The sequence below is a fragment of the Psychrobacter proteolyticus genome (assembly GCF_039762275.1).
Taxonomy (GTDB): Bacteria; Pseudomonadota; Gammaproteobacteria; order Pseudomonadales; family Moraxellaceae; genus Psychrobacter; species Psychrobacter proteolyticus_C.
Map to the genome: position 1 here is coordinate 131825 of NZ_JBDLOB010000004.1, position 20418 is coordinate 152242.

Genomic DNA, 20418 nt, shown 5'->3' on the forward strand with positions numbered 1-20418 from the left:
CGCTATCCGCGATAAATTATCGTCGAGCAAATAATAAAAAGCCCCTTTCGCACTGATGTGAAAGGGGCTTTTTATTTATGAACATTCTATAAGAAATAATGTATTCTAAAACTCGATTAGCAATGACCATCAACGATACGTGTTTCATTAATTGGTCAGAGCTAACCCTGCTCTCAATTAACTATTTGCAGCATCTAGCACGCTCTCTAAGCTTTCGAGCACATGCTTAGATGAGACATTCTTTTGTAAATCTACCAGCTGCTCGTGCGCCATTTGACGGCGCGGCTCAGCCAACGTATTCCAGCGGGCTAGTACTTGCAGTAAGCGTGAGGCTAATACAGGATTGGCATCATCTAATTTTTGAATCACGCCTGTATACATCTCTAGACCTTCTGCCGTCCAGAGTACCGTCGGTTGCGAGCTAAAAGCGCTGACAACTGAACGGACACGATTAGGCGTATTCCAATCAAAGTCCGTGTGCGTCAGTAGCGACTTGACCATATCAGGCGTCACGTCGTCAGCCGCAGCTTGTACACTGAACCACAAATCGATAACCAGATCGTTTGCTTGGAAACGCTCATAAAAGTCAGCCAAGTACTTATCTGCACCTGCCAATTGATGATTGACCATGGTCTTCAATGCACCGAAGCGCTCAGTCATACAGCTCGCATTATCATACTGCTGCTTTGCCCAGTCTGCTGCATCATCTACATTGGCAGTCAACGCCATATCGAGCACGACATTACGCAGCGCACGAATGCCTCGAGCTTCAGCGCTATCTTCATAAGACTGCATTGGCAAGTTGTTGTAAAGCTCAGCCCATTGGTCTTTTAACTTATCAGCCACTTGCTTGTACAGCCCATCGCGCTGCTCTTTAACCAAAACTGGATCGTAGTCTTTAGAAATAGCAGAAGCCAACTCTTGCGCTGATGGAATATCAAGTAACCGTGCCGCTAGCATCGCATCGTCAGCCGATAAGACAGGCAGCGTCTGCGCCAATGCTTCTAGGTATACATCAGGGCTGCTCTTCACACCTTGTCCTTGCAACAAAATACGATTTACCAGCATTTGAGTAACCTGCCAGCGGTTAAACCCATTGGTTTCATGCTTAAGCAAAAACGCTAAATCTGCATCCTGATAGTCATAGTTGAGCTGTACTGGCGCACTAAAATCACGCAGTAATGACACGACAGGCTCGCTTGCGACATTTTCAAAGACAAACGTTTGCGTCGCTTCGTCAAGCAATAACATACGCTCAGCAACAATAGCGCCTGAGTCTTTATCAAACAATGCCGTTGCTACAGGTATCGGCAATGGTTTTGGTGCATCAAAGCCTTTGACATGTCGTGTCTGCTGATTCAAAGTAATAGTCAGTGTCTGTGCGGTGCTATCGTAAGTTTGAGAACCCGATACCACTGGCGTACCAGGTTGACGATACCAATCAATGAAATTCTCGATTTTGTCATCAGTGATACTCAGTGCTGATAAAAAGTCCTCAACCGTTACCGCTTGTCCATCATAGCGACGGAAATACTCATCTGTTCCTTTACGGAAGTCATCTGGCCCTAACGTATTGGCAATCATCCGTACAATTTCAGCGCCTTTCTCATAGACAGTCGTCGTATAAAAATTATTAATCTCAACAAAGCTCTCTGGACGTACTGGATGCGCTAATGGACCTGCATCTTCGCTGAATTGATGGGCACGTAGAGTCGCTACATCATCAATACGCTGCACCGCACTTGACTGCTGATCTGCTGAAAATGACTGATCACGGTAAACGGTAAAGCCTTCTTTCAAGCACAGCTGAAACCAATCACGGCAGGTAATTCGGTTACCAGTCCAATTATGAAAGTACTCATGAGCAATAATGGCTTTTACGCTGAAACTACGGGCATCGGTGGTTGTTTCAGGGCTAGATAACACACAAGCGGTGTTAAAAATATTCAAACCCTTATTTTCCATTGCACCCATATTGAATTGGCTGACCGCCACAATCATATAGCGATCTAGATCGTAGGCTCGACCGTAATTGACCTCATCCCACTTCATGGCATCTTTTAGGGCTTGCATACCAACATCGCATTTATCAATATCAGCAGACTTGGCATACAACTCAAGCAATACTTCTCGACCTTCGCTGGTCGTATAAGAATCTGTCAATACATCTAGATCGGCAACCACACAGGCAAATAGATAGCTTGGCTTATTGGTTGGATCATGCCAAATAGCGTAATGACGGTCTGGCGCATCGGCCACTTCGCCTGCTTCGACTAAGTTACCATTGGCCAATAACGTCGGATAGCGCTTATCTGCTTCGAGTCGCGTGGTAAATATCGCTAGCACATCAGGGCGGTCTGGATAGAAAGTAATCTTACGGAAACCTTCTGGCTCGCACTGAGTCACAAACATCGTATCGTCACCACTACCGGCCATATATAAGCCTTCAAGCGCCGTATTGGTCTGTGGGCAGATACGCACTTGAATATCTAAAGTAGCTCTCTCAGGAACATTATAAATCGTCAGCTTACCCGCTTCCTGCTGATAATCCTCAGTAGTCAACACCTTACCATTCATCGTAATCGTTAGCAGCTCTAATGATTCACCAAATAAGACAATATCCCCTGCTGTCTGACGCACCATCTCAAGCGTACTATCTACCTGCGCATAGTCTTCAAACAGCTTGATATCTAAATGTACCGTATCGACATCAAAACTTGGTTTGGTATAGTCTTTTAAGTTAATCTTACTTGGCGCATGGGGCGGCACATCTGGCATTTCAGGATTGATGATTTGTGCATCAGTTTCAGCAGTAGACATATGGTGTCCTATTATTATCGGTGATTTGGTTATAAGTTATTTTTACTAGGGATGAGCAATATAATAATGAGTAATATAATAATGAGTAATATAATAATGAGTAGTATCATTTCGCTATTTGCAAAAGGCACTAGTGTCAAGAAAGACTTTATCTTTAGGCTAACTAATCAGCTAAGCACTTAATAAACTAAGCACATAGGCAAGCTTTGCAATGATTAAGCTAACTTTTATACTAAATTGATTTTCTCATCAAGCTTATAGCTAGATTGACCTAAATCGCTAAATTTCAAGTATGTAAAGTAAGATATCGTCGGTTCAAGATGATTTAAATATGAAACATACGTTATCAATTGGATAATGTCGTTGAAAATGATTTAATAGTCATACTGATGACCAATCATTTAACTAACGGCTTATTATATGACAAAAAATACGGTGAAACGCGCAAACATTACCCTACCTTTGCTTATAGAGTATGTTGACGCGCTACTACCCTCATTGACGGCTCAGACAGAACAGTCACCTGAGCATAACAAAGATAATAGTGAAGCATTATGGGTAACACATAACAATGCGGATTTATTGGCACTACAAGCACAACTTGACGATACTACATCTATTAATGAGAACACTGAAGCGAAGCTGAACGCACGACACTTATCAACGTTATCAGATCTTGCTAAACAGCATGTACCTGATCGTTATGAGCTTGCTTGCTTTTGGCTGCCTACCTTGTCAGAAGAGCTAACTCAGCACTATGTACCGCTACTCATGCGCTACCGTGACCTGTATGCCGCGCATTTACTTATCGCATTGGACAGCTCGATAGATTTGAAACCTTATGGCTTCACGCCATTTGATATATTGAATGAACCATCTCTAAATATTGATGACATTCAATCTATTACCTCATCAACCATTACTGCGACGCTTTGGCAATTTAATTTATATGACTACAAACAACTACCAAATTGGCTCAATGCTGATTACTGGGCCAACCCTGAAAACTGGGGCAAACACCGCTGGTAATACGCTCAATTTTATCTATCGTAATTTACAGTAAAAATACTTACATAAATTAACATTTAGTATATTATAGATAGAGATTGCCTAAGTTTTATCGGAAGCAGTTTAAAAAAACAAATTTAATTAAAATTTTAGGAGCTCGTCATGTCAATCAGTTTTTCTAAGATCGCTGTTCTTGCTGTGCTATCAAGCGCCGTTGCACTAACCACTGGTTGTGCGACCAAGCGTTCTACCTCAGAAGTTGTTGTTGCTCCGCTAGGTATTCCAGGTGGACAAGTTGGCTATAATGGTGCGGTTATCGTTGATAACTCAAACGCTGTCATTACTGGCGCTGAGAATATCCAAGCAGTGGTCTACTTTGCCTTTGATAGCAGCGAAATTACTGCTCAATCAGCGAGCGTCCTTAACCAACACGTAAGCCTGCTAAATTCAAACCCAGCAGCGACTGTCGTTATCGCAGGTCACACTGATGAGCGCGGTAGCCGTGAATATAACATGGCACTAGGTGAGCGACGCGCACAAGCTGCACGTAACTACCTTGCTGCTCAAGGTGTCACTGCAAACAACATCCGTGTGATTAGCTATGGCGAAGAGCGCCCTGCAGCAGCTGGTAACACAGAAGACGCGTATGCACAAAACCGTCGTGCTGAGCTGTCTTACTAAATTGTGATTTAGCGTTATTTATAGCGTTCGATGATTAAATAAAAGCTCAGCAAAAGTATATTGCTGGGCTTTTTGGATTTTTAGTAGGTTAATTAGATATAAACTATTTAAATATAGCTATTGTATGACTATCTATGTATCAAATACATAGCGTTCAGACTTACATAGTATTATATACTCAATTCCAAAATAATCGTTTTTGACGACTAGTAATATATGCCGACTTCTAACCTTACCCAGTTACAGTACACTCAACTCGACACCACAACATGGTGTGTGACGGCTCAAGTGAGCGAGTCAATTAGTCATTTAGTCACTGAAAGCTTGTGGAAAAAGTCATTATGGTTATCATCCTATAATACGTCGTGTAAAGACATCATCAAGCTTAACAGCCTAAACTGGCACTATCAGGTGGCGCTAGCAGTTCCTAAACACTCAATACCTGCTCTAGCACGTAAACAGCGTCAGCAGCAGCGGCATGGCGTCAGGCAACTATTGCAAGAGCTGCTCAAGAAGTTAGAAATAGATGACACCTTGGATGAGTCAAGCTTTCCCTATCGACTCGTCAACAGTCAGCATTACGTATGCTTTAGCCATACAGGAGCTGGTAGTTCAAAGCAAACCACAAAATCAAATCAGACAAATTTTACGCATTTACACAGCAAAATAGCGGTTGTTATCAGTCATCAGCGTCCTGCTGGTATCGATATAGAGGCCAATAATATTGCGTGGCATGTAGTCAAGCGTTTCTACTCAAAGAGCGAGTTGGCTATTTTACAGGAGCTCTCTACAGATCAGCGAGAACGCACTGCCAAACTGTTATGGCAAATAAAAGAAAGCTTTATTAAAGTCAACCAATATACATTAGCTCAAGGCTTGGGTATGGATTACTCTCACCTTATTCCTAGCTTGATTGAAAATAATAAAGAGATTAACGCTTCTTCTCTATTCAGTAATATTGAGGATACGAAGCGCCAATCTGTTTACCGTATTGCCGCGTTACAATCTCAGCAAACTGTCATCGTTTTTTGAGCAAGGTTTTCTCAGTAAGGTTCAAACTTGAGTTTTAGTATATCTTTCAATACTTTATTTTAAGCATAAAAAAACGACCCTAAAAAGGATCGTTTTTTTATTTTCTACTAATGACAGTATTTAAACTGTATTTAGATTAGAAACGGTAAGTTGCACCAACTTTAACGATTGGCAACCACTCTAACCAGTCTTTATCTTCTAGCTCTTGCTCAGCTAAATTAGCAACATCACCAGCAGTCAGACCAGAAGGTACATCAGTAACACCATTAGAAATACTTACAAGGCTATCTGGGTCAGTTGCATTTACTGTAGCATCTGTTTTGCCCATGTAAGCTGCGCCAATTTCACCAAATAGACCGAAGTTATTCGTGATGTTCGGACGGAAACCGATAGTAGCGTAAGGAGCTAGCTTATTACGATGCTCCATAGTACCTTGTAAAGTACCTACATCATCTGCGTTGTATGACACATCATTGATTTTGTAAGTACCGCCTTCAGAGTTAGCAGTTACATCAAAATCGTTGTCAGGAACGATGATACCAGCACCAACTGTAAACCAGTTACCAGTAGGACGTAATTGTACGCCTAGGTACGGGTTGCTAAAGTCAGAGTCTACATCATAGTTTACGTCGTCTGCGTCAAAATCACCGCCGAAAAGGTCAGCTACATCGCCACCTGCCCAACCAGCTTGCAATTCGGTTTTTTCGTTAAGTGACCAACCGATGTTCGCACCATAACCTAGAGTACCAACTTCAGCGCTAACTGATGCTGGGTTTACTACTTTATTGAAGAAGCCTTTAGTGCCACCAACAACAGCGCCAGTAGTGTTGCTTACTACACCAGCGTTAGCATCGTATGCATAAGAAGCAGGTTCTGCTTGATAGGCAACTGCAACTGGCTCAGCTTCATATGCAACTGCAGCGTTGTCATCAACAACGATAACTGGATCAGCAGCTAATGCAGCAGTTGATGCTAGAACAGCAGCAGAGATTGCCGTCAATTTAATCAATTTCATAATTATTCTCCTAAAGTGTGAAATAAACCCGCCCATAAAAAACGATGATTGTGCTTTTTTTAAACCATCATTTTGTTGAGGTGATTAAAACAATTTTGACTTGGAAAGTCACCCCTACTGATGCTGTTTTTATTTGCCATTATGTAAAGATTGCATAGGTACTGTAATAATTGCTACACCAATCTGCAAAAATTCGCTTTTATGTTACATAACGTCCTTAAAGTAACCAAACAGCGTAAACATGAGACTTCGCTTGCTTAATGTTTATGTAAGGGTATTGCAAAACATGTCCACATAATTATCTAGAACGCACTTTGAATCAATGACAGTTATATGGCTTAACCTTACAGAATAGTTTGCCTTGTGAGTTGACGTATCTATTGTTACTTGTATAAGAAAATCTACACCAACAAATAAAACGATATAAATGATCTCATATAACGCGACTAACGCTTGCCTCAAGCGAATATTATGCTAAATTAGTTGTTATAATAGATTTGTTATAGAACGTCAGTATTGTCACTATTTGTCTTATTTATGAAAATCTTGTGATGCTGTCTGCTCTATTTCTTTACTCCTACTGAGTTATATATATGCCTAAAGTATCGTCAATTACCCGTGTTCTAGAAATCATCGAAGCGGTGTCATATGCTTCAAAACCGCTTTCTCCACTTGAGCTCTCACAGGAGCTAGACATCCCTAAACCGACCATTCATAGATTGATTCAAAACTTGGTTGATGATGGTTTCTTAACTGTTGATATTGGTGGTGGCATTATCCCTGGTAAGCGCGTACGCAATTTGAGCGTTGAGCTATGGCAACAAAGACTGTTCTTTAACGAGCGACAGATGATTTTGCAAAAACTGGTTGATGAGCTAAAGGAAACTTGCGGTATTGGCATCCCCTATCATATGGATATGATCTATACCAATCGAGCTCAGACGACCTTGCCACTACAGATTTATCTTCCTGTTGGGGCAAAGTCACCTATGTGGTGTACAGCAACTGGCAAGCTATATCTAAGCCAACTATCTACAACTAGCCGTATGAAAATTCTACAAGGGTTGCCATTAGATAAGTTTACTAAGAATACGATTACTGATATCGATGCATTAAATGCCGAGCTTGATCGTATCGCTGATACTGGTATCGGCATTGATAATGAGGAGTTTATCTCTGAGATGGTGGCAGTGGCTGTACCTATCTTGGATAAAAAGCAACGCTATCTGGCTTCTCTCTATCTGCATGCGCCCACCATACGCGTCTCCTTAGATGATTTGCTGACGCACGTACCAAGACTGCAAGAAGCCGCACAAGACGTTCAGACGCTCGTCTATGATCTGCAGAGCTAATACTATCTATTAGCCATCAAAAAAGGTCTACGCTATGATTTTAGCGTAGACCTTTTTCTTTTTAGCAAATGCATTCTCTTAATTAATGCCATCTACTAGTGATACGAAAAATTCTTAATATTAGTATTTTTAAGAGTTGGCATGTCTAAAAATTGATATGTCTAAGAAGGTTACACCCAAAAGAAACACAGTTAAGAGAGTCATGTTTAAGACAATAATGAGACATCATGACGTCCGATAATACTAGAAAAGTCTTTATCACCATTCTCTACAGTATGTGAGGCATATAATTCTGTTGCTTTAGCACCCATTGGCGTGTCTACTTCAGTGTCTTGAGCAGTCTGCATCGCAAGGTTTAGATCTTTTTGCATCAATTTGCTCATAAAGCCACCTTGATAGCCATTGCTAGAAGGCACATTTTCCATGACTTTTGGATAAGGATTATAAACTTCTAGTGTCCAATTACGCCCTGAGCTCTGTAGCATAATGTCTGATAGCACCTTGGGGTCTAAGCCGTTCTTGACACCTAGATTAATCGCTTCTGCCGTGCCTGCCATCAGAATACCTAACAGCATATTGTTGCAGATTTTTGCGACTTGTCCTGCGCCGTGCTCGCCAGCATGAAAGATGTTTTTCCCCATCACAGCAAGTATTGGCTCAGCCTTAGCAAAAGCAGCAGCATCGCCACCGACGATAAAGGTCAAGCTACCAGCAACTGCCCCACCTGTGCCACCAGAGACTGGCGCATCTAAAAAGTCGATGCCAAGCTTACTTGCCGCCTCTGCTACTTTCCTTGCATCAGCTGCCGCAATCGTACTACTGTCAATAACAAGCGTGCCTTTTGGTAACTCTGCGAGCAATCCATCAGAGCCACTATCACCTAAATATACAGAATGTACATGCTGACCTGCAGGTAACATACTAATCACAACTTGAGCATTACTGGCAGCATCTTTAGGACTTTTTGCGACACTAGCCCCTGCTTGCTTCAAGCGCTTAGTAGCAGCCTCAGACAAATCAAAAACAGATAGCTCGTAACCTGCCTTTACTAAGTTCTCTGCCATAGGCGCACCCATATTACCAAGCCCAATAAAAGCAATATTTGGTTTAGAGTTATTATTCATTGTACTTATATCCTTTGTACCCATCTCATCACTCCTTGATGATTTATGATTATGATGTAGCCATTGCTACATACTATTTAACAGTATTTATTAGTGAATATTGCTTATTAATGAATGCTGCCATCTTATGTCTTAGCATCATTCTTTAAAACTTTATAAAATCGCTGATTGTTCTTATGTTATAAATTTCTTTTAGGCAGTTAGCGGACATACTGACTACTCAAAGCGTTATCACCCAGCCAATCACTCAAAGGATGCTCACCTTTTGGATAAGGATTGCCAAAATGCTGATCGATATATGCCTGCCCTTCTACACTTAGACAGTCTGCCAATGAACGCGACCATTTGGGATTTCTATCTTTATCAATTAATAATGCCCGCACGCCTTCTTTAAAATCAGGATTGGCCGCGCAATGTACTGCGACATTGGTCTCTAAATACAGTACTTGTTCGATCGATAGGTCAGCGACTTTGTGATATAACGCATAGGTTAATGCAGCCGTGACTGGGCAGCCATGCCGATAGGTTGCAACTGCGCGCTGAGTCCAACTGTCTTCTGCAAAGTCTTGGTTTAGCTGCATGAGTGCTTCATCACTTTGTAGCAATGCATCGATATCAGCCAGACCGCCACTATTCATCAGTTGCTGAATAGGCTGCCAGTATGTTGCAAGCTTACTATCAGGTAGTTCGGCAATAGGTAGTTCAGCAAGTGCTCCGCTGACAATACTATGTGCGCTATTGCTATGGCACTTATCTGCACCGCTCGTGTTATCGACTGCCTGCCAGTCGCTCTGTTTAAGACGCTGTATGACGGCATCATAATCATGACTGGTAACGGCATACTCTGCCAGATTAGCCAATAGCGCATCGCTACCATTGCACATCGCGCCAGTTAGACCTAAAAACAAACCCGTCTTAGCAGGCATACGCTGTAAAAACCAACTGCCAGAAGCATCAGGGAACAGTCCAATAGTGACTTCAGGCATGGCAAAACGTGTGCGCTCAGTGACCAGACGATGACTACATCCTGCCATCAGTCCCATACCGCCGCCCATGATGATACCGTCACCCCAAAGTATCAGTGGTTTCGGATAAAAGTGCATTTTACGATAGAGACGATACTCGTGACTAAAAAACTCAGTAGCATACGGGTTTGGCATTGGTGCACTGGTAGACATGCTGTCATAGAGCTTACGAATATCGCCGCCCGCACAGAACGCTTTGTCGCCCGCACCTTTTAACACAAGCGCTACCACTTGCTCGTCCGCTTGCCACTGCTCTAACTGCGCTGAGAGCAATTGACACATATCAACGCTGAGTGCATTAAGTGATTTTGGGGTGTTAAGTGTCATGACTCCAATCAAGCGTCCACAATCTGTCGGTTCAGTATTGAACAATACAGACGCTTCTTGTGCTGTATTATTGGCTGATGTTTGCGCGTTAGTGCTGTTGGTGTCGTTAGTCGATGTCGTAGCTGCTGTCATAAAAGTGACCTACAAAATTAAATAATAAAAATGGCTCAAGGGTTTTGACCGCTGTTTATTTGTTTTGCCAATTGGGTTGACGCTTTTCTAAAAAGGCTTGCACCCCTTCGCGCTGATCCATTGTGTCAAATAGCTTAACGAAAGCTTCACGCTCATGGATAAGATTTTGTGCAGGCGGCGTTTCTCTAGCCGCCTGAATAAGTGCTTTAGAATAACTGACGGCGACAGGCGATTGTTTCGCTACTTTCTTTGCCAAATCTTGAGCGGCTTGTAGTCCCGAGCCTTTTGCCTTGACCTCCTCAACCAAGCCAATACGTAATGCAGTCTCTGCATCAACGCGTTCACCGCACAGTATCATACGCTTTGCCCAACCCTCTCCTACTAACATAGCTAGATTTTGCGTGCCGCCAGCACATGGCAATAATCCTACGCCTGTCTCTGGCAGTGCCATCTGGGCGTGCGCTTCTGCGATACGGATATCACATGCGAGTGCACACTCTAGTCCTCCGCCCATCGCATAGCCATTGATAACTGCAATACTGACACCGCGATAGGCAGACAATGCTTCGAACGCTTCACCAAATGCAATCGCCATGCTTATTGCGCGGCCTTTATCACCGTCTGAGAAATTGTTTAGGTCTGCACCTGCTGAGAAGAACTTTTCGCCATCACCATGCACGATTAATGCGTAGACATCGTCATTGGCATTGAGGTCTGTGATGAGCTGCTTAAGCGCGTGCAGACTGTCCATCGTCCATGTATGTGCCGGTGGGTTATTCAACGTCAATGTTGCGGTATGACCATCAATTGATAGCTTTAGATTTGTATAGTCTGTCATAAAACATCCTTGTTTCAGTAAAACGAGATAAATTAGCGGAGCTGACTTAACCCTTCATCTTGCAAGACTTGACGTGAAATAATCACGCGCATGATCTCATTGGTGCCTTCTAAGATTTGATGAACACGCAAGTCTCGCACATGGCGCTCAAGCGGATACTCGTTTAGATAACCATAGCCGCCGTGCAACTGCAGGGCTTCATTGACAACATCGAAACAAAGATCCGTAGACAGACGTTTTGCCATTGCGCAGTAGGTAGACGCTTGCCCATCATTGTTATCGACTTTACTCGCCGCAAGATAGAGCATCTGGCGCGCTGCGATGGTCTGAGTCAACATATCAGCAAGTTTAAACTGGACAGACTGCAAGCTAGCAATTGGACTGCCAAATTGGCTACGCTCTTGGACATAACTGGTTGCAGTTTCTAATGCAGATTGTGCCGTTCCTACCGCGCAAATACCAATATTGATACGACCACCGTCTAGACCTTTCATCGCGATACGAAAGCCTTGACCTTCCTCACCTATAAGGTTTTCTACTGGGACTTTAACATCTTTAAAACTAATCGTGCGTGTTGGCTGTGCTTTCCAGCCCATTTTATGCTCGTTTTTGCCATATTCGATACCAGAACTATTGGCGTCTACGACGAACGCTGACACGCCTTTTGGCCCTGCCGCGCCCGTACGTGCCATTACTACCAATACATCGGTTGAGCCTGCGCCAGAAATAAAGGTTTTTTCACCGTTCAGTACGTAATGTTCGCCTTGCTTCTCCGCTTTGGTACGTAAGGAGGCTGCATCAGACCCTGCATTTGGTTCTGTTAGGCAATAGCTGCCAAGCCACTCGCCGCTAACCATGTTAGGTAGATATTTTTTGCATAGCGTATCGCTGCCATATTCACCAATCATCCATGCGGCCATGTTATGAATACTCATATAGGCGGCCACAGCCGTATCGCCCCATGCAAGCTCTTCGAATACCATCGCTGAATCGAGTCTTGGTAAGCCCAAGCCGTCATATTCTGGATTGGTGTACAGTCCCAAAAAGCCAAGCTCACCAGATTTTTTGATTACATCTATTGGGAAGTGCGAGTTGCGATCCCATTCGGCAGCGTTTGGCTTTAGCTCTTTTTGTGCAAACTGACGAGCCGTTTGGCGAAAGGCGACTTGGTCATCGGTCAATGAAAAATCCATAGGGTCATCCTTGTTCTTATAGATCAAATAGAGGGCTTAAATCTCAGATAAACGTTAATAAAAGCGCTAGTAAAAATGTTGGTCAGAGATTTTATAAGACATTAGTGCGACATGATAGCGGCATAACGATAATAAAACTGCGTTTAATAGTATCGCAAGTCGCATTATCGTCATACCGAAAACACAAAATGTCATACTGAAAAAACAGTGAGCTGACGATTAAATTGAAATGGTCGTATTCACACCACGGCTTGCTTCATCATCAAACCAACGCGCAGTCACGGTCTTCGTCTGAGTATAGAATTGGACGGCTTGCTTGCCATAAGGACCTAGGTCACCGAGCTTGCTGCCACGTGACCCTGAGAAGGAGAACATAGGTAGTGGCACAGGGATTGGCAAGTTAATACCGATTTGACCAACTTGAATGTCTTGCTGGAATTTATGTGCAGCCGCCCCTGACTGAGTAAATATCGCTGTGCCATTGCCATGTGGGTTGGCATTCAGTAGTTCAATCGCTTCATCTAAGCTATTAGCACGCATAATACACAGTACAGGACCAAAGATTTCTTGTTGATAAATTTGCATATCGCTTGTGACATTATCAAAGATCGTCGGGCCTACAAAGTTACCTTTCTCGAACCCTTCAACGGTAATGCCACGACCATCTAAAATCAAGCTCGCGCCTTCTTCCACCCCAGTTCCAATCAAATGCTCGACACGGGCCTTTGCAGCAGGCGAAATCAGTGGTCCCAAATCCTTATCATTTTTGCCAGCTGAGACGACTAAGCTTTCTGCTTTTGCTTTAATCTCATCAATCCACTCACCAGCTGCGCCTACTAGTACGACGACCGATAGCGCCATACAGCGTTGACCAGCTGCACCAAATGCTGCGCCTGCTAACTGATTGAGCGTTTGTTCTTTGTTAGCATCAGGCAGGATAACGCCATGGTTTTTTGCGCCCATCATGCACTGTGCACGTTTACCTGATTGGCTGGCACGCTCATAGACATGTTTGCCTACATGAGTAGAACCGACGAAAGAAACCGCTTTAATATCTGGATGGTCGCAGATAGCATCGACGGTTGCTTTGCCACCATGTACGACGTTAAGAACGCCTTCTGGTACGCCAGCTTCAATCGCTAGCTCTACCAAACGCATAGTCACCATCGGATCTTGTTCAGAAGGTTTTAGGATGAATGTGTTGCCTGTAGCAATCGCCATTGGGAACATCCATAGCGGAATCATCGCTGGAAAGTTAAATGGTGTGATACCAGCGCAAACACCGAGTGGCTGCCAAATACTATAAGTATCGACACCTGACGCAACGTTTTCTACAAAGTCGCCGATTTGCAGATTGGCAATACCAGCGGCATGCTCTACTACTTCTAAACCGCGGAACACATCACCGCGTGCATCAGCAATCGTCTTGCCTTGCTCTGCGGTCAAGATTTCTGCCAACTCATCCATGTGATCGCGAATAAGAGATTGATACTTTAAAAAGATACGCGCACGCGTGGTAATTGGCGTTTTGCGCCATGTCTCAAACGCAGTCTGTGCAGCGGCGACAGCTTGGTTAATCTCATCATTGGTGGTTTGCGGAACTTTTGCGATGACTTCTTGCGTCGCTGGATCAGTGATATCAATCCATTCGTCGGTGTTAGATTGTACGAACTGACCATTGATGAGCTGTTGAACGTGGTGCATAAGATATCCTTATCTTTTTTGCGAGACTACCGTGTGACGGCACCTAGATATTTATTAGAAAAATAAAAGCGATGGGTATTTATCTATAAAACATTATTAAAAACTGAATTTTAAAATGATTTATTTTGTATCGTTATTGACTATAACAATAAACCATTTTTACGGTCAAGCGCTTTATCGAAATTATATCTAAGTTTATTTTAATAGCACGTGTTCCTATAAAAATTGCTTAAATAAAAAAAACGAAAAAGCCCATGATGACTCATGAGCTTTTTAAAGTTAACCTGACTTTCATACGCGATGAACAACATCACTATTTTTGTATAAGGTTAATTTATACCAATCAATAATCTTTCATCGCCTGCTTGATCGCATCGATAGCAGTTGGGTTATCAAGCGTTGACATATCTCCTGTCGGTTGGTTTTCCGCCAGAGCACGAATTGAGCGACGTAAGATTTTTCCAGAGCGAGTTTTTGGCAGTGCCTGCGGAAAGTAGATAGCGGCTGGTCGCGCAATACCGCCCAAAGATTTGACGACAGCGCCTATCACTTGCTGCTCGATACGGAAACGGTTTTCGGTGGTTTCAATTTGCGTCTGATCTTTTAGGACGCAGAACGCAATAGGTAGCTCACCTTTTAGCTCGTCTTGAATACCCACTACGGCACACTCTGCCATCTCTGGATGCGTACTGATTGCCTCTTCAATCTCTTGTGTGCCTATACGATGTCCTGCGACGTTAATCACATCATCGGTACGCCCTAAGATGTAGAAATAACCCTCTTCATCTGTCACTGCATAGTCCGAGGTTGAGTACTGCTGACCATCAAACAGACCAAAGTAGCTGCTGATAAAGCGCTCGTCGTTACGCCATACCGTGGTAAGACAGCCAGGCGGTAATGGTGCTTTAATTGCAAGCAATCCTTTTTCACCAGCCTGACAAGGATCGCCTGTTTCCTCATTGATGACATGCGCTTCATAGCCATACATCGGGTAACCAGGTGACCCTTGCTTGTGCGGCTTATGATTGAACTTTGGCGTATGGCTCAAGATTGGCCAACCAGATTCTGTTTGCCAATAGTGATCTAAAATTGGTACGCCTAGATGCTGAGTCAACCAACTAGCCGTCGATTCATCAAGCGGCTCGCCTGCGAGAAAGAACGACTTCACACTAGACACATCATAACGCGTCATCCAGCTTTCGTCTTGTTTTTTGAGCATACGCACACCTGTGGGTGCGGTGAATAAAATATTAACTTTGTTAGCTTCAACGATACGCCACCAGATACCTGGGTTTGGCATATGCGGTAAACCCTCATACATAATGCTGGTCATACCCGCCAGTAACGGCGCATAGATCGTATAAGAGTGCCCGACGGCCCAACCAATATCAGATATCGCCCAGAACGTCTCGCCAGCCTTACCATCATAGACATAATCTATCGACGTCGTCAGCGCGACGGCATGACCACCTGTATCGCGCTGCACCCCTTTAGGTGTGCCAGTAGTACCAGAAGTATAAAGTAGATAAGACGGGGTATTGGACTCAAGCCAAACCGGCTCTATGACTGCATTGGCCTCACAGCTATGACGACGCTCGGTCGCATAATCAACATCGATGTCTTTTGTTGCAAATGGCAATATACCGCGATTGACCACCAGCACATGCTCTGGTTTGACAGTCGCTTGCTCAACGCCTTGATTAACTAGGTTTTTATAATTGACGACCTTACCACCGCGTAGCCCTGCATCTACCGTAATGACCATTTTTGCCTCGGCATCGTCCATACGGATAGCCAAGTTATGGGCAGCAAACCCACCAAATACGACTGAATGGACGGCACCAATACGAGCACAAGCCAGCATAGCGTAAGCCGCTTCTAATATCATCGGCATATAGATAATGACACGGTCACCCTTGCCAATACCGTGCCGCTGTAGCACATCGGCAAAATAATTAACTTCTTTATATAAGTCATTATAAGTTAGGCGACGCTTGGTATAGTCTGTATAAAATTCAACGTTATTGCCTAGATCCTTAAACGAATCAACGACTGCTGGAAAGGTTTCTATCAATTCTTGATTAATCTCTGATGACACCCACACAAAAGCATCTTGCTCTGCCCGGTCTGCCAGATGACGATCGACGCAGTTATAACAAAGATTGGTCTCACCACCGACAAACCATTTGGCAAAAGGCAGATTGCTGTCATCTAGAATTTGCTCAGGCTCTTTATGCCAATATATACGCTTCGCCTGCTCAGCCCAAAACTGCTCTCGATCCGTAATAGACTCATGATAAATATCAGCGAAGTTTGGCGTGTCTGTCATTTGGGTAGAAACTGGGGATTGGGAATGGTCGCTCATAGTAGCTGTCCTTAGCATAAACGAGAAATGAGGCAATAGTATTTTATAGTTAAGGCACTCAATAAGTTATAACGGTACTCACCTCGCGCGGCGCACTGTCTGCGTGCAACTGGCTGATACCAACTCTAAAATGCTTCAACTATAAAGAACCATGTCTTAGTAAATACTGGTCATCCTTGCCAGAATTAAAAAACCGATACATATCGTATCGGTTTAAAATGTAGCAGAGCCTATCGGAAAGGTCAACTATTAAGCGTGTAATACGCACTACATTTTGACGAATACAAATACTTGAAAATCTATCTGATACTAATTAAATCTCAGTTTGATTGGCATACATCTCACGCATGACTTTTTTATCATGTTTGCCAACGGAGGTCTTCGGTAGCTCATCAACGAACTTAAACTGGCTTGGCACGCCATACTTAGGAATGATACCGCGCTCTACCGCTTTTTCTGCAATCGCTTTGATATCATCAGCACTGGTATCCTTAGCATCAGGCTTTAATACCACCAAAGCCAACGGACGCTCACCCCATTGCTTATCACGCACCCCAATCACTGACACATCAGCCACTGACGGATGTAATGATAAAATAGTCTCAATCTCTAGTGATGAAATCCACTCACCACCTGATTTGATTACATCCTTTAAGCGATCGGTGATTTTGATATAGCCATCAGGACGTATGTATGCAATATCTTGGGTATGCATATAACCATTTTCCCATAGCTCTTTGCCAGCGTCGTCATTTTTAAGGTAACTTTGGGTCAACCAAGGCGCACGCAATACAAGCTCGCCTGTATTTTCTGGTCCTGTACCTACGGATTTGTTGCCCTCGCCCCATACTTGGGCATCGACCATAAGCACTGGCTTACCTGTCATACAACGACGAGCAATGTCTTCTTCTTCAGTCATTTCAGGCTCATCGAGACTAAAACCCGTTAAGCTAATAAGCGGGGCGGTCTCTGACATTCCATAACCTGTATAAACCTCAATGCCTTGGGCCATCGCCGTTTTGGCTAGACCTTCGGTCAATCTTGAGCCACCAATAATCATTTTTAGACCATTAAAGCTAGCGTCACGGTCTTGTGCTTCTTTGAGCACCATTTGCAAAATCGTTGGTACACAATGGGTGATACTGACCTCTTCATTGACGATCAAATCCATCAACGTATCAGGCGCATAGCGACCTGGGTAGACTTGCTTTAGACCTACCATCGTTGCTGTAAACGGAAAACCCCATGCATGCACATGGAACATTGGCGTCATCGGCATATAGACATCACCATAGCTTACGCCTTGCTTATCAGGCAACATACCCAAAGTTGCCGCTTCTGCTAGGGTATGTAGCACTAGCTGACGATGGCTAAAGAAGACCCCTTTTGGATCACCTGTCGTGCCTGACGTATAAAAAGTCGTCGCGATAGTATTCTCATCAAAATCTGGGAAATCAAATTCACTATTGGCAGCTTCTAATAGCGCTTCATACTCGCCTGTGACACGGCTTTGGTTGCTACCAAAGATACCTTCAGCAGTGACACCGTTGTCATCAAGCCAGATAATATGCTCAATACTTGAATTCTCGAACTGATAGTCTTTAACCAATGGCGCAAACTCAGAATTGAGCATGAGCACTTTAGGCTTGGCATGGTTGATGGTATAGAGGATTTTTTCAGGAGATAAACGGATATTAACGGTCTGTAAAACGTACTCTGACATTGGTACGGCAAAATAAGACTCAAGATAGCGATGACTGTCCCAATCCATCACGGCAACCACATCACCTGCATCAAGCTTTAAGTCTGCCAATACATTGGCCAAACGATTGATACGCTCAAACAACTCTTTATAAGTCAGGCGCTTTTTGTCCGCATACACAATCTCTTGATCTTGCGATACCGTTTTTGCACGGCTTAATAGCTGCTTGACCAGTAATGGATAATCGTAGGCAGATGGTGCACTGTGGTAAATGTTTGACATATATCTGACTTCCTTGTTTGTTGTACTGATAAGGGGTAAATAACAATAATAATAACAATCAAGTTAGTAGCAGCATAAAATCTACTGCGCTAACCATTTTAATTTTTATAATAACATCGTTATTGATAGTAAGAAAAAAGCGGCGCTGTGTAAAGCGGTCTTACATTAAGTATCATAAGATGGCCGACCACACCTATGCTACATAAGACAGCTAATCACTTTGCCCGTACTGTGGTTTTAATCATTCCAAAACTGGCTATTAATAACGCCAGTACCTGCACAAACAATAACAACCATACGGTAAGAGACCACTGCCCTCGCGCATAAGCTATGCCACCTAGCCATGCCCCTAGCGTACCGCCTGTGTAATAGCCCATATAATATAGACCCGAAGCTAATGATCGGCCTTTTTTCACATTGACCGCGATATAGCTGATGGTCGCTGACTGCGTAATAAATACACCTGATGACATAATAGCCAGTCCTATAATCACCCCCCATAATGGCGTGACTAGAGTCAATAACACCCCAACCATAGACACGACAATAGCCACCCGTACGGTACGCGCCGATCCAAATCGGCGTAGCAATGTCGTCGATAATGGCGTGATAATAACACCAAGCAAATATACTGCAAAAATATTGGCGAGCGCACCAGTACCAAGCTCATAAGGCTTATCTGCCAAATGTAAATTGATAAAAGTGAAGCAGCCTACAAGGGAGAACAGCACGCAAGCGCCAAGCAGACATGCTGTTACCACATAGCGATTGGTGACATGCTCACCCAGCGTCTGTATCGCTGAGCGGAAATTAGGATTGGCCACAAAGTGACGAGACGAAGGTAGCATCTTGCCGACCCATATCGCGCCTAGCAAGGTCATTGCCGTCATCACATAGTAACCATGACGCCAGCCTATCAGCTCATGCAAATGCCCCAACAAGAACCGACCCATAAAGCCGCCAAGCACACATCCTGACACATAAAAGGACATCAGCTCAGTCATTGCCCGGCCCTCAAACTCCTCACCGATATAGGCAATTGTCACCACCGTAATACCCGGTACGGACAATCCTTGCATGAAGCGCCAAATGCCGACCCATTCAATGCTCGAGCTCTGGGCAATGAGCGCTGTCGGTATCGCTAAAAACAATAAAGCACCAACGATAAATGATTTGCGCCCGACTGCATCTGAGAGCATACCCAGAAATGGTGACATAATCGCAATGGCTAACACAGTGGCACCAACGATCATGCCAGCCTGTACTTCGGTCGCAGCAAAGTCCACCATCATGACTGGTAGCACCGCTTGAATAGAGTACACTTGCAAAAAAGCAAACATACCTATTAGGCCAATTGTGAGCTTCAATATCCACGACGTTGAATGATTGGAGGTGACTGGTGGCACAGCTGTTATATCTTGGATCTGATCTTTAGAATTATTCACAGGGAATCTGACTATATTGGTTATACCATGACTGCAAATAATAACCGTCACTGGCGTGGATGGTAGAGAGGAATAACGGTGATTTTTGCTAAATGTATAAACAAAAGCACCGTGATTAAACGATAAATGCTCATCATAATGACAAGCAAATTATGGTAGCACATTCACTAATATACTCAGGTTTAAAAGTGTTATTGCCGCTTGATAAATTCTTTATTTGGGTTCGAGATTATCGTAGAAAAACTTGACTAGGAATCACATTTCGACTTGAGACGGTGAAGACAGTTTTCGACTTACGAGGTCAAAATCAACGTTACGTTTATCGTATATACAGGATAGTATGGTTAGATGCTATTTGTGCAATTGTTAAGTA

General features: G+C 43.5%; 14 protein-coding genes. 4 read left to right on the plus strand and 10 right to left on the minus strand.

Annotated features, from left to right (window positions below; translation table 11 throughout):
* Positions 1-177: 177 nt before the first annotated feature.
* Positions 178-2778 (minus strand): aminopeptidase N, encoded by a 2601-nt coding sequence (pepN, locus tag ABFV72_RS08365; RefSeq protein WP_347163250.1) that lies wholly within the window; start codon positions 2776-2778, stop codon positions 178-180.
* A gap of 462 nt (positions 2779-3240) precedes the next feature.
* Between pepN and ABFV72_RS08370 the strand changes: the two genes are divergently transcribed.
* From ABFV72_RS08370 to ABFV72_RS08380, 3 genes are all read left to right on the plus strand, one after another.
* Positions 3241-3849: a DUF6231 family protein gene (locus tag ABFV72_RS08370; RefSeq protein WP_347163146.1), complete on the plus strand. Its 609-nt coding sequence runs from the start codon at positions 3241-3243 to the stop codon at positions 3847-3849.
* 141 nt (positions 3850-3990) lie between these two features.
* Positions 3991-4509: a peptidoglycan-associated lipoprotein Pal gene (gene pal / locus ABFV72_RS08375; RefSeq protein ID WP_057760480.1), complete on the plus strand. Its 519-nt coding sequence runs from the start codon at positions 3991-3993 to the stop codon at positions 4507-4509.
* Between the two features lie 216 nt (positions 4510-4725).
* Positions 4726-5541, plus strand: coding sequence for a 4'-phosphopantetheinyl transferase family protein (locus tag ABFV72_RS08380; RefSeq protein ID WP_347163147.1), 816 nt, complete (start codon positions 4726-4728; stop codon positions 5539-5541).
* Positions 5542-5677: 136 nt separating this feature from the next.
* On the opposite strand, the gene ABFV72_RS08385 is transcribed toward ABFV72_RS08380, so the two are convergent.
* On the minus strand, positions 5678-6556 hold the full coding sequence (locus ABFV72_RS08385; protein WP_347163148.1) for a hypothetical protein: 879 nt from the start codon (positions 6554-6556) through the stop codon (positions 5678-5680).
* 593 nt (positions 6557-7149) lie between these two features.
* On the opposite strand from ABFV72_RS08385, the gene ABFV72_RS08390 reads away from it, so the two are divergent.
* The gene (locus ABFV72_RS08390) at positions 7150-7908 is read left to right on the plus strand and encodes an IclR family transcriptional regulator (RefSeq protein WP_347163149.1); all 759 of its coding nucleotides are present in this window, start codon (positions 7150-7152) and stop codon (positions 7906-7908) included.
* A 206-nt stretch (positions 7909-8114) separates the two neighbouring features.
* On the opposite strand, the gene mmsB is transcribed toward ABFV72_RS08390, so the two are convergent.
* The 8 genes from mmsB to ABFV72_RS08430 all read right to left on the minus strand — a co-directional run bounded on the left by mmsB (position 8115) and on the right by ABFV72_RS08430 (position 20006).
* Complete coding sequence (gene mmsB, locus ABFV72_RS08395) at positions 8115-9032, minus strand: 3-hydroxyisobutyrate dehydrogenase (protein WP_347163150.1); 918 nt, start codon at positions 9030-9032, stop codon at positions 8115-8117.
* Between the two features lie 200 nt (positions 9033-9232).
* Positions 9233-10516 (minus strand): enoyl-CoA hydratase/isomerase family protein, encoded by a 1284-nt coding sequence (locus ABFV72_RS08400; protein WP_347163151.1) that lies wholly within the window; start codon positions 10514-10516, stop codon positions 9233-9235.
* A 55-nt stretch (positions 10517-10571) separates the two neighbouring features.
* A complete protein-coding gene (locus tag ABFV72_RS08405; protein ID WP_347163152.1) occupies positions 10572-11354 on the minus strand; it encodes an enoyl-CoA hydratase in 783 nt (260 codons plus the stop codon).
* Between the two features lie 32 nt (positions 11355-11386).
* Positions 11387-12547 carry an acyl-CoA dehydrogenase family protein gene (locus ABFV72_RS08410; protein ID WP_347163153.1) on the minus strand — a complete coding sequence of 387 codons (1161 nt, stop codon included), beginning with the start codon at positions 12545-12547 and terminating at the stop codon, positions 11387-11389.
* A 219-nt stretch (positions 12548-12766) separates the two neighbouring features.
* Complete coding sequence (locus ABFV72_RS08415) at positions 12767-14251, minus strand: CoA-acylating methylmalonate-semialdehyde dehydrogenase (protein WP_347163154.1); 1485 nt, start codon at positions 14249-14251, stop codon at positions 12767-12769.
* A 343-nt stretch (positions 14252-14594) separates the two neighbouring features.
* Entirely contained in the window at positions 14595-16616 is a 2022-nt protein-coding gene (locus tag ABFV72_RS08420; protein WP_347163155.1) for a propionate--CoA ligase, read from the minus strand.
* A gap of 313 nt (positions 16617-16929) precedes the next feature.
* Complete coding sequence (locus ABFV72_RS08425) at positions 16930-18600, minus strand: fatty acid--CoA ligase (protein ID WP_347163156.1); 1671 nt, start codon at positions 18598-18600, stop codon at positions 16930-16932.
* 215 nt (positions 18601-18815) lie between these two features.
* Positions 18816-20006 (minus strand): MFS transporter, encoded by a 1191-nt coding sequence (locus ABFV72_RS08430; protein ID WP_201568044.1) that lies wholly within the window; start codon positions 20004-20006, stop codon positions 18816-18818.
* Positions 20007-20418: the final 412 nt, after the last annotated feature.

What these genes read in the sequence shown, in the direction of transcription:
- pepN (WP_347163250.1), bottom strand. Translation starts at nt 2,778, where the DNA reads ATGCCAGATGTGCCGCCCCATGCGCCAAGTAAGATTAACTTAAAAGAC.
- ABFV72_RS08370 (WP_347163146.1), top strand. Translation starts at nt 3,241, where the DNA reads ATGACAAAAAATACGGTGAAACGCGCAAACATTACCCTACCTTTGCTT.
- pal (WP_057760480.1), top strand. Translation starts at nt 3,991, where the DNA reads ATGTCAATCAGTTTTTCTAAGATCGCTGTTCTTGCTGTGCTATCAAGC.
- ABFV72_RS08380 (WP_347163147.1), top strand. Translation starts at nt 4,726, where the DNA reads ATGCCGACTTCTAACCTTACCCAGTTACAGTACACTCAACTCGACACC.
- ABFV72_RS08385 (WP_347163148.1), bottom strand. Translation starts at nt 6,556, where the DNA reads ATGAAATTGATTAAATTGACGGCAATCTCTGCTGCTGTTCTAGCATCA.
- ABFV72_RS08390 (WP_347163149.1), top strand. Translation starts at nt 7,150, where the DNA reads ATGCCTAAAGTATCGTCAATTACCCGTGTTCTAGAAATCATCGAAGCG.
- mmsB (WP_347163150.1), bottom strand. Translation starts at nt 9,032, where the DNA reads ATGAATAATAACTCTAAACCAAATATTGCTTTTATTGGGCTTGGTAAT.
- ABFV72_RS08400 (WP_347163151.1), bottom strand. Translation starts at nt 10,516, where the DNA reads ATGACAGCAGCTACGACATCGACTAACGACACCAACAGCACTAACGCG.
- ABFV72_RS08405 (WP_347163152.1), bottom strand. Translation starts at nt 11,354, where the DNA reads ATGACAGACTATACAAATCTAAAGCTATCAATTGATGGTCATACCGCA.
- ABFV72_RS08410 (WP_347163153.1), bottom strand. Translation starts at nt 12,547, where the DNA reads ATGGATTTTTCATTGACCGATGACCAAGTCGCCTTTCGCCAAACGGCT.
- ABFV72_RS08415 (WP_347163154.1), bottom strand. Translation starts at nt 14,251, where the DNA reads ATGCACCACGTTCAACAGCTCATCAATGGTCAGTTCGTACAATCTAAC.
- ABFV72_RS08420 (WP_347163155.1), bottom strand. Translation starts at nt 16,616, where the DNA reads ATGAGCGACCATTCCCAATCCCCAGTTTCTACCCAAATGACAGACACG.
- ABFV72_RS08425 (WP_347163156.1), bottom strand. Translation starts at nt 18,600, where the DNA reads ATGTCAAACATTTACCACAGTGCACCATCTGCCTACGATTATCCATTA.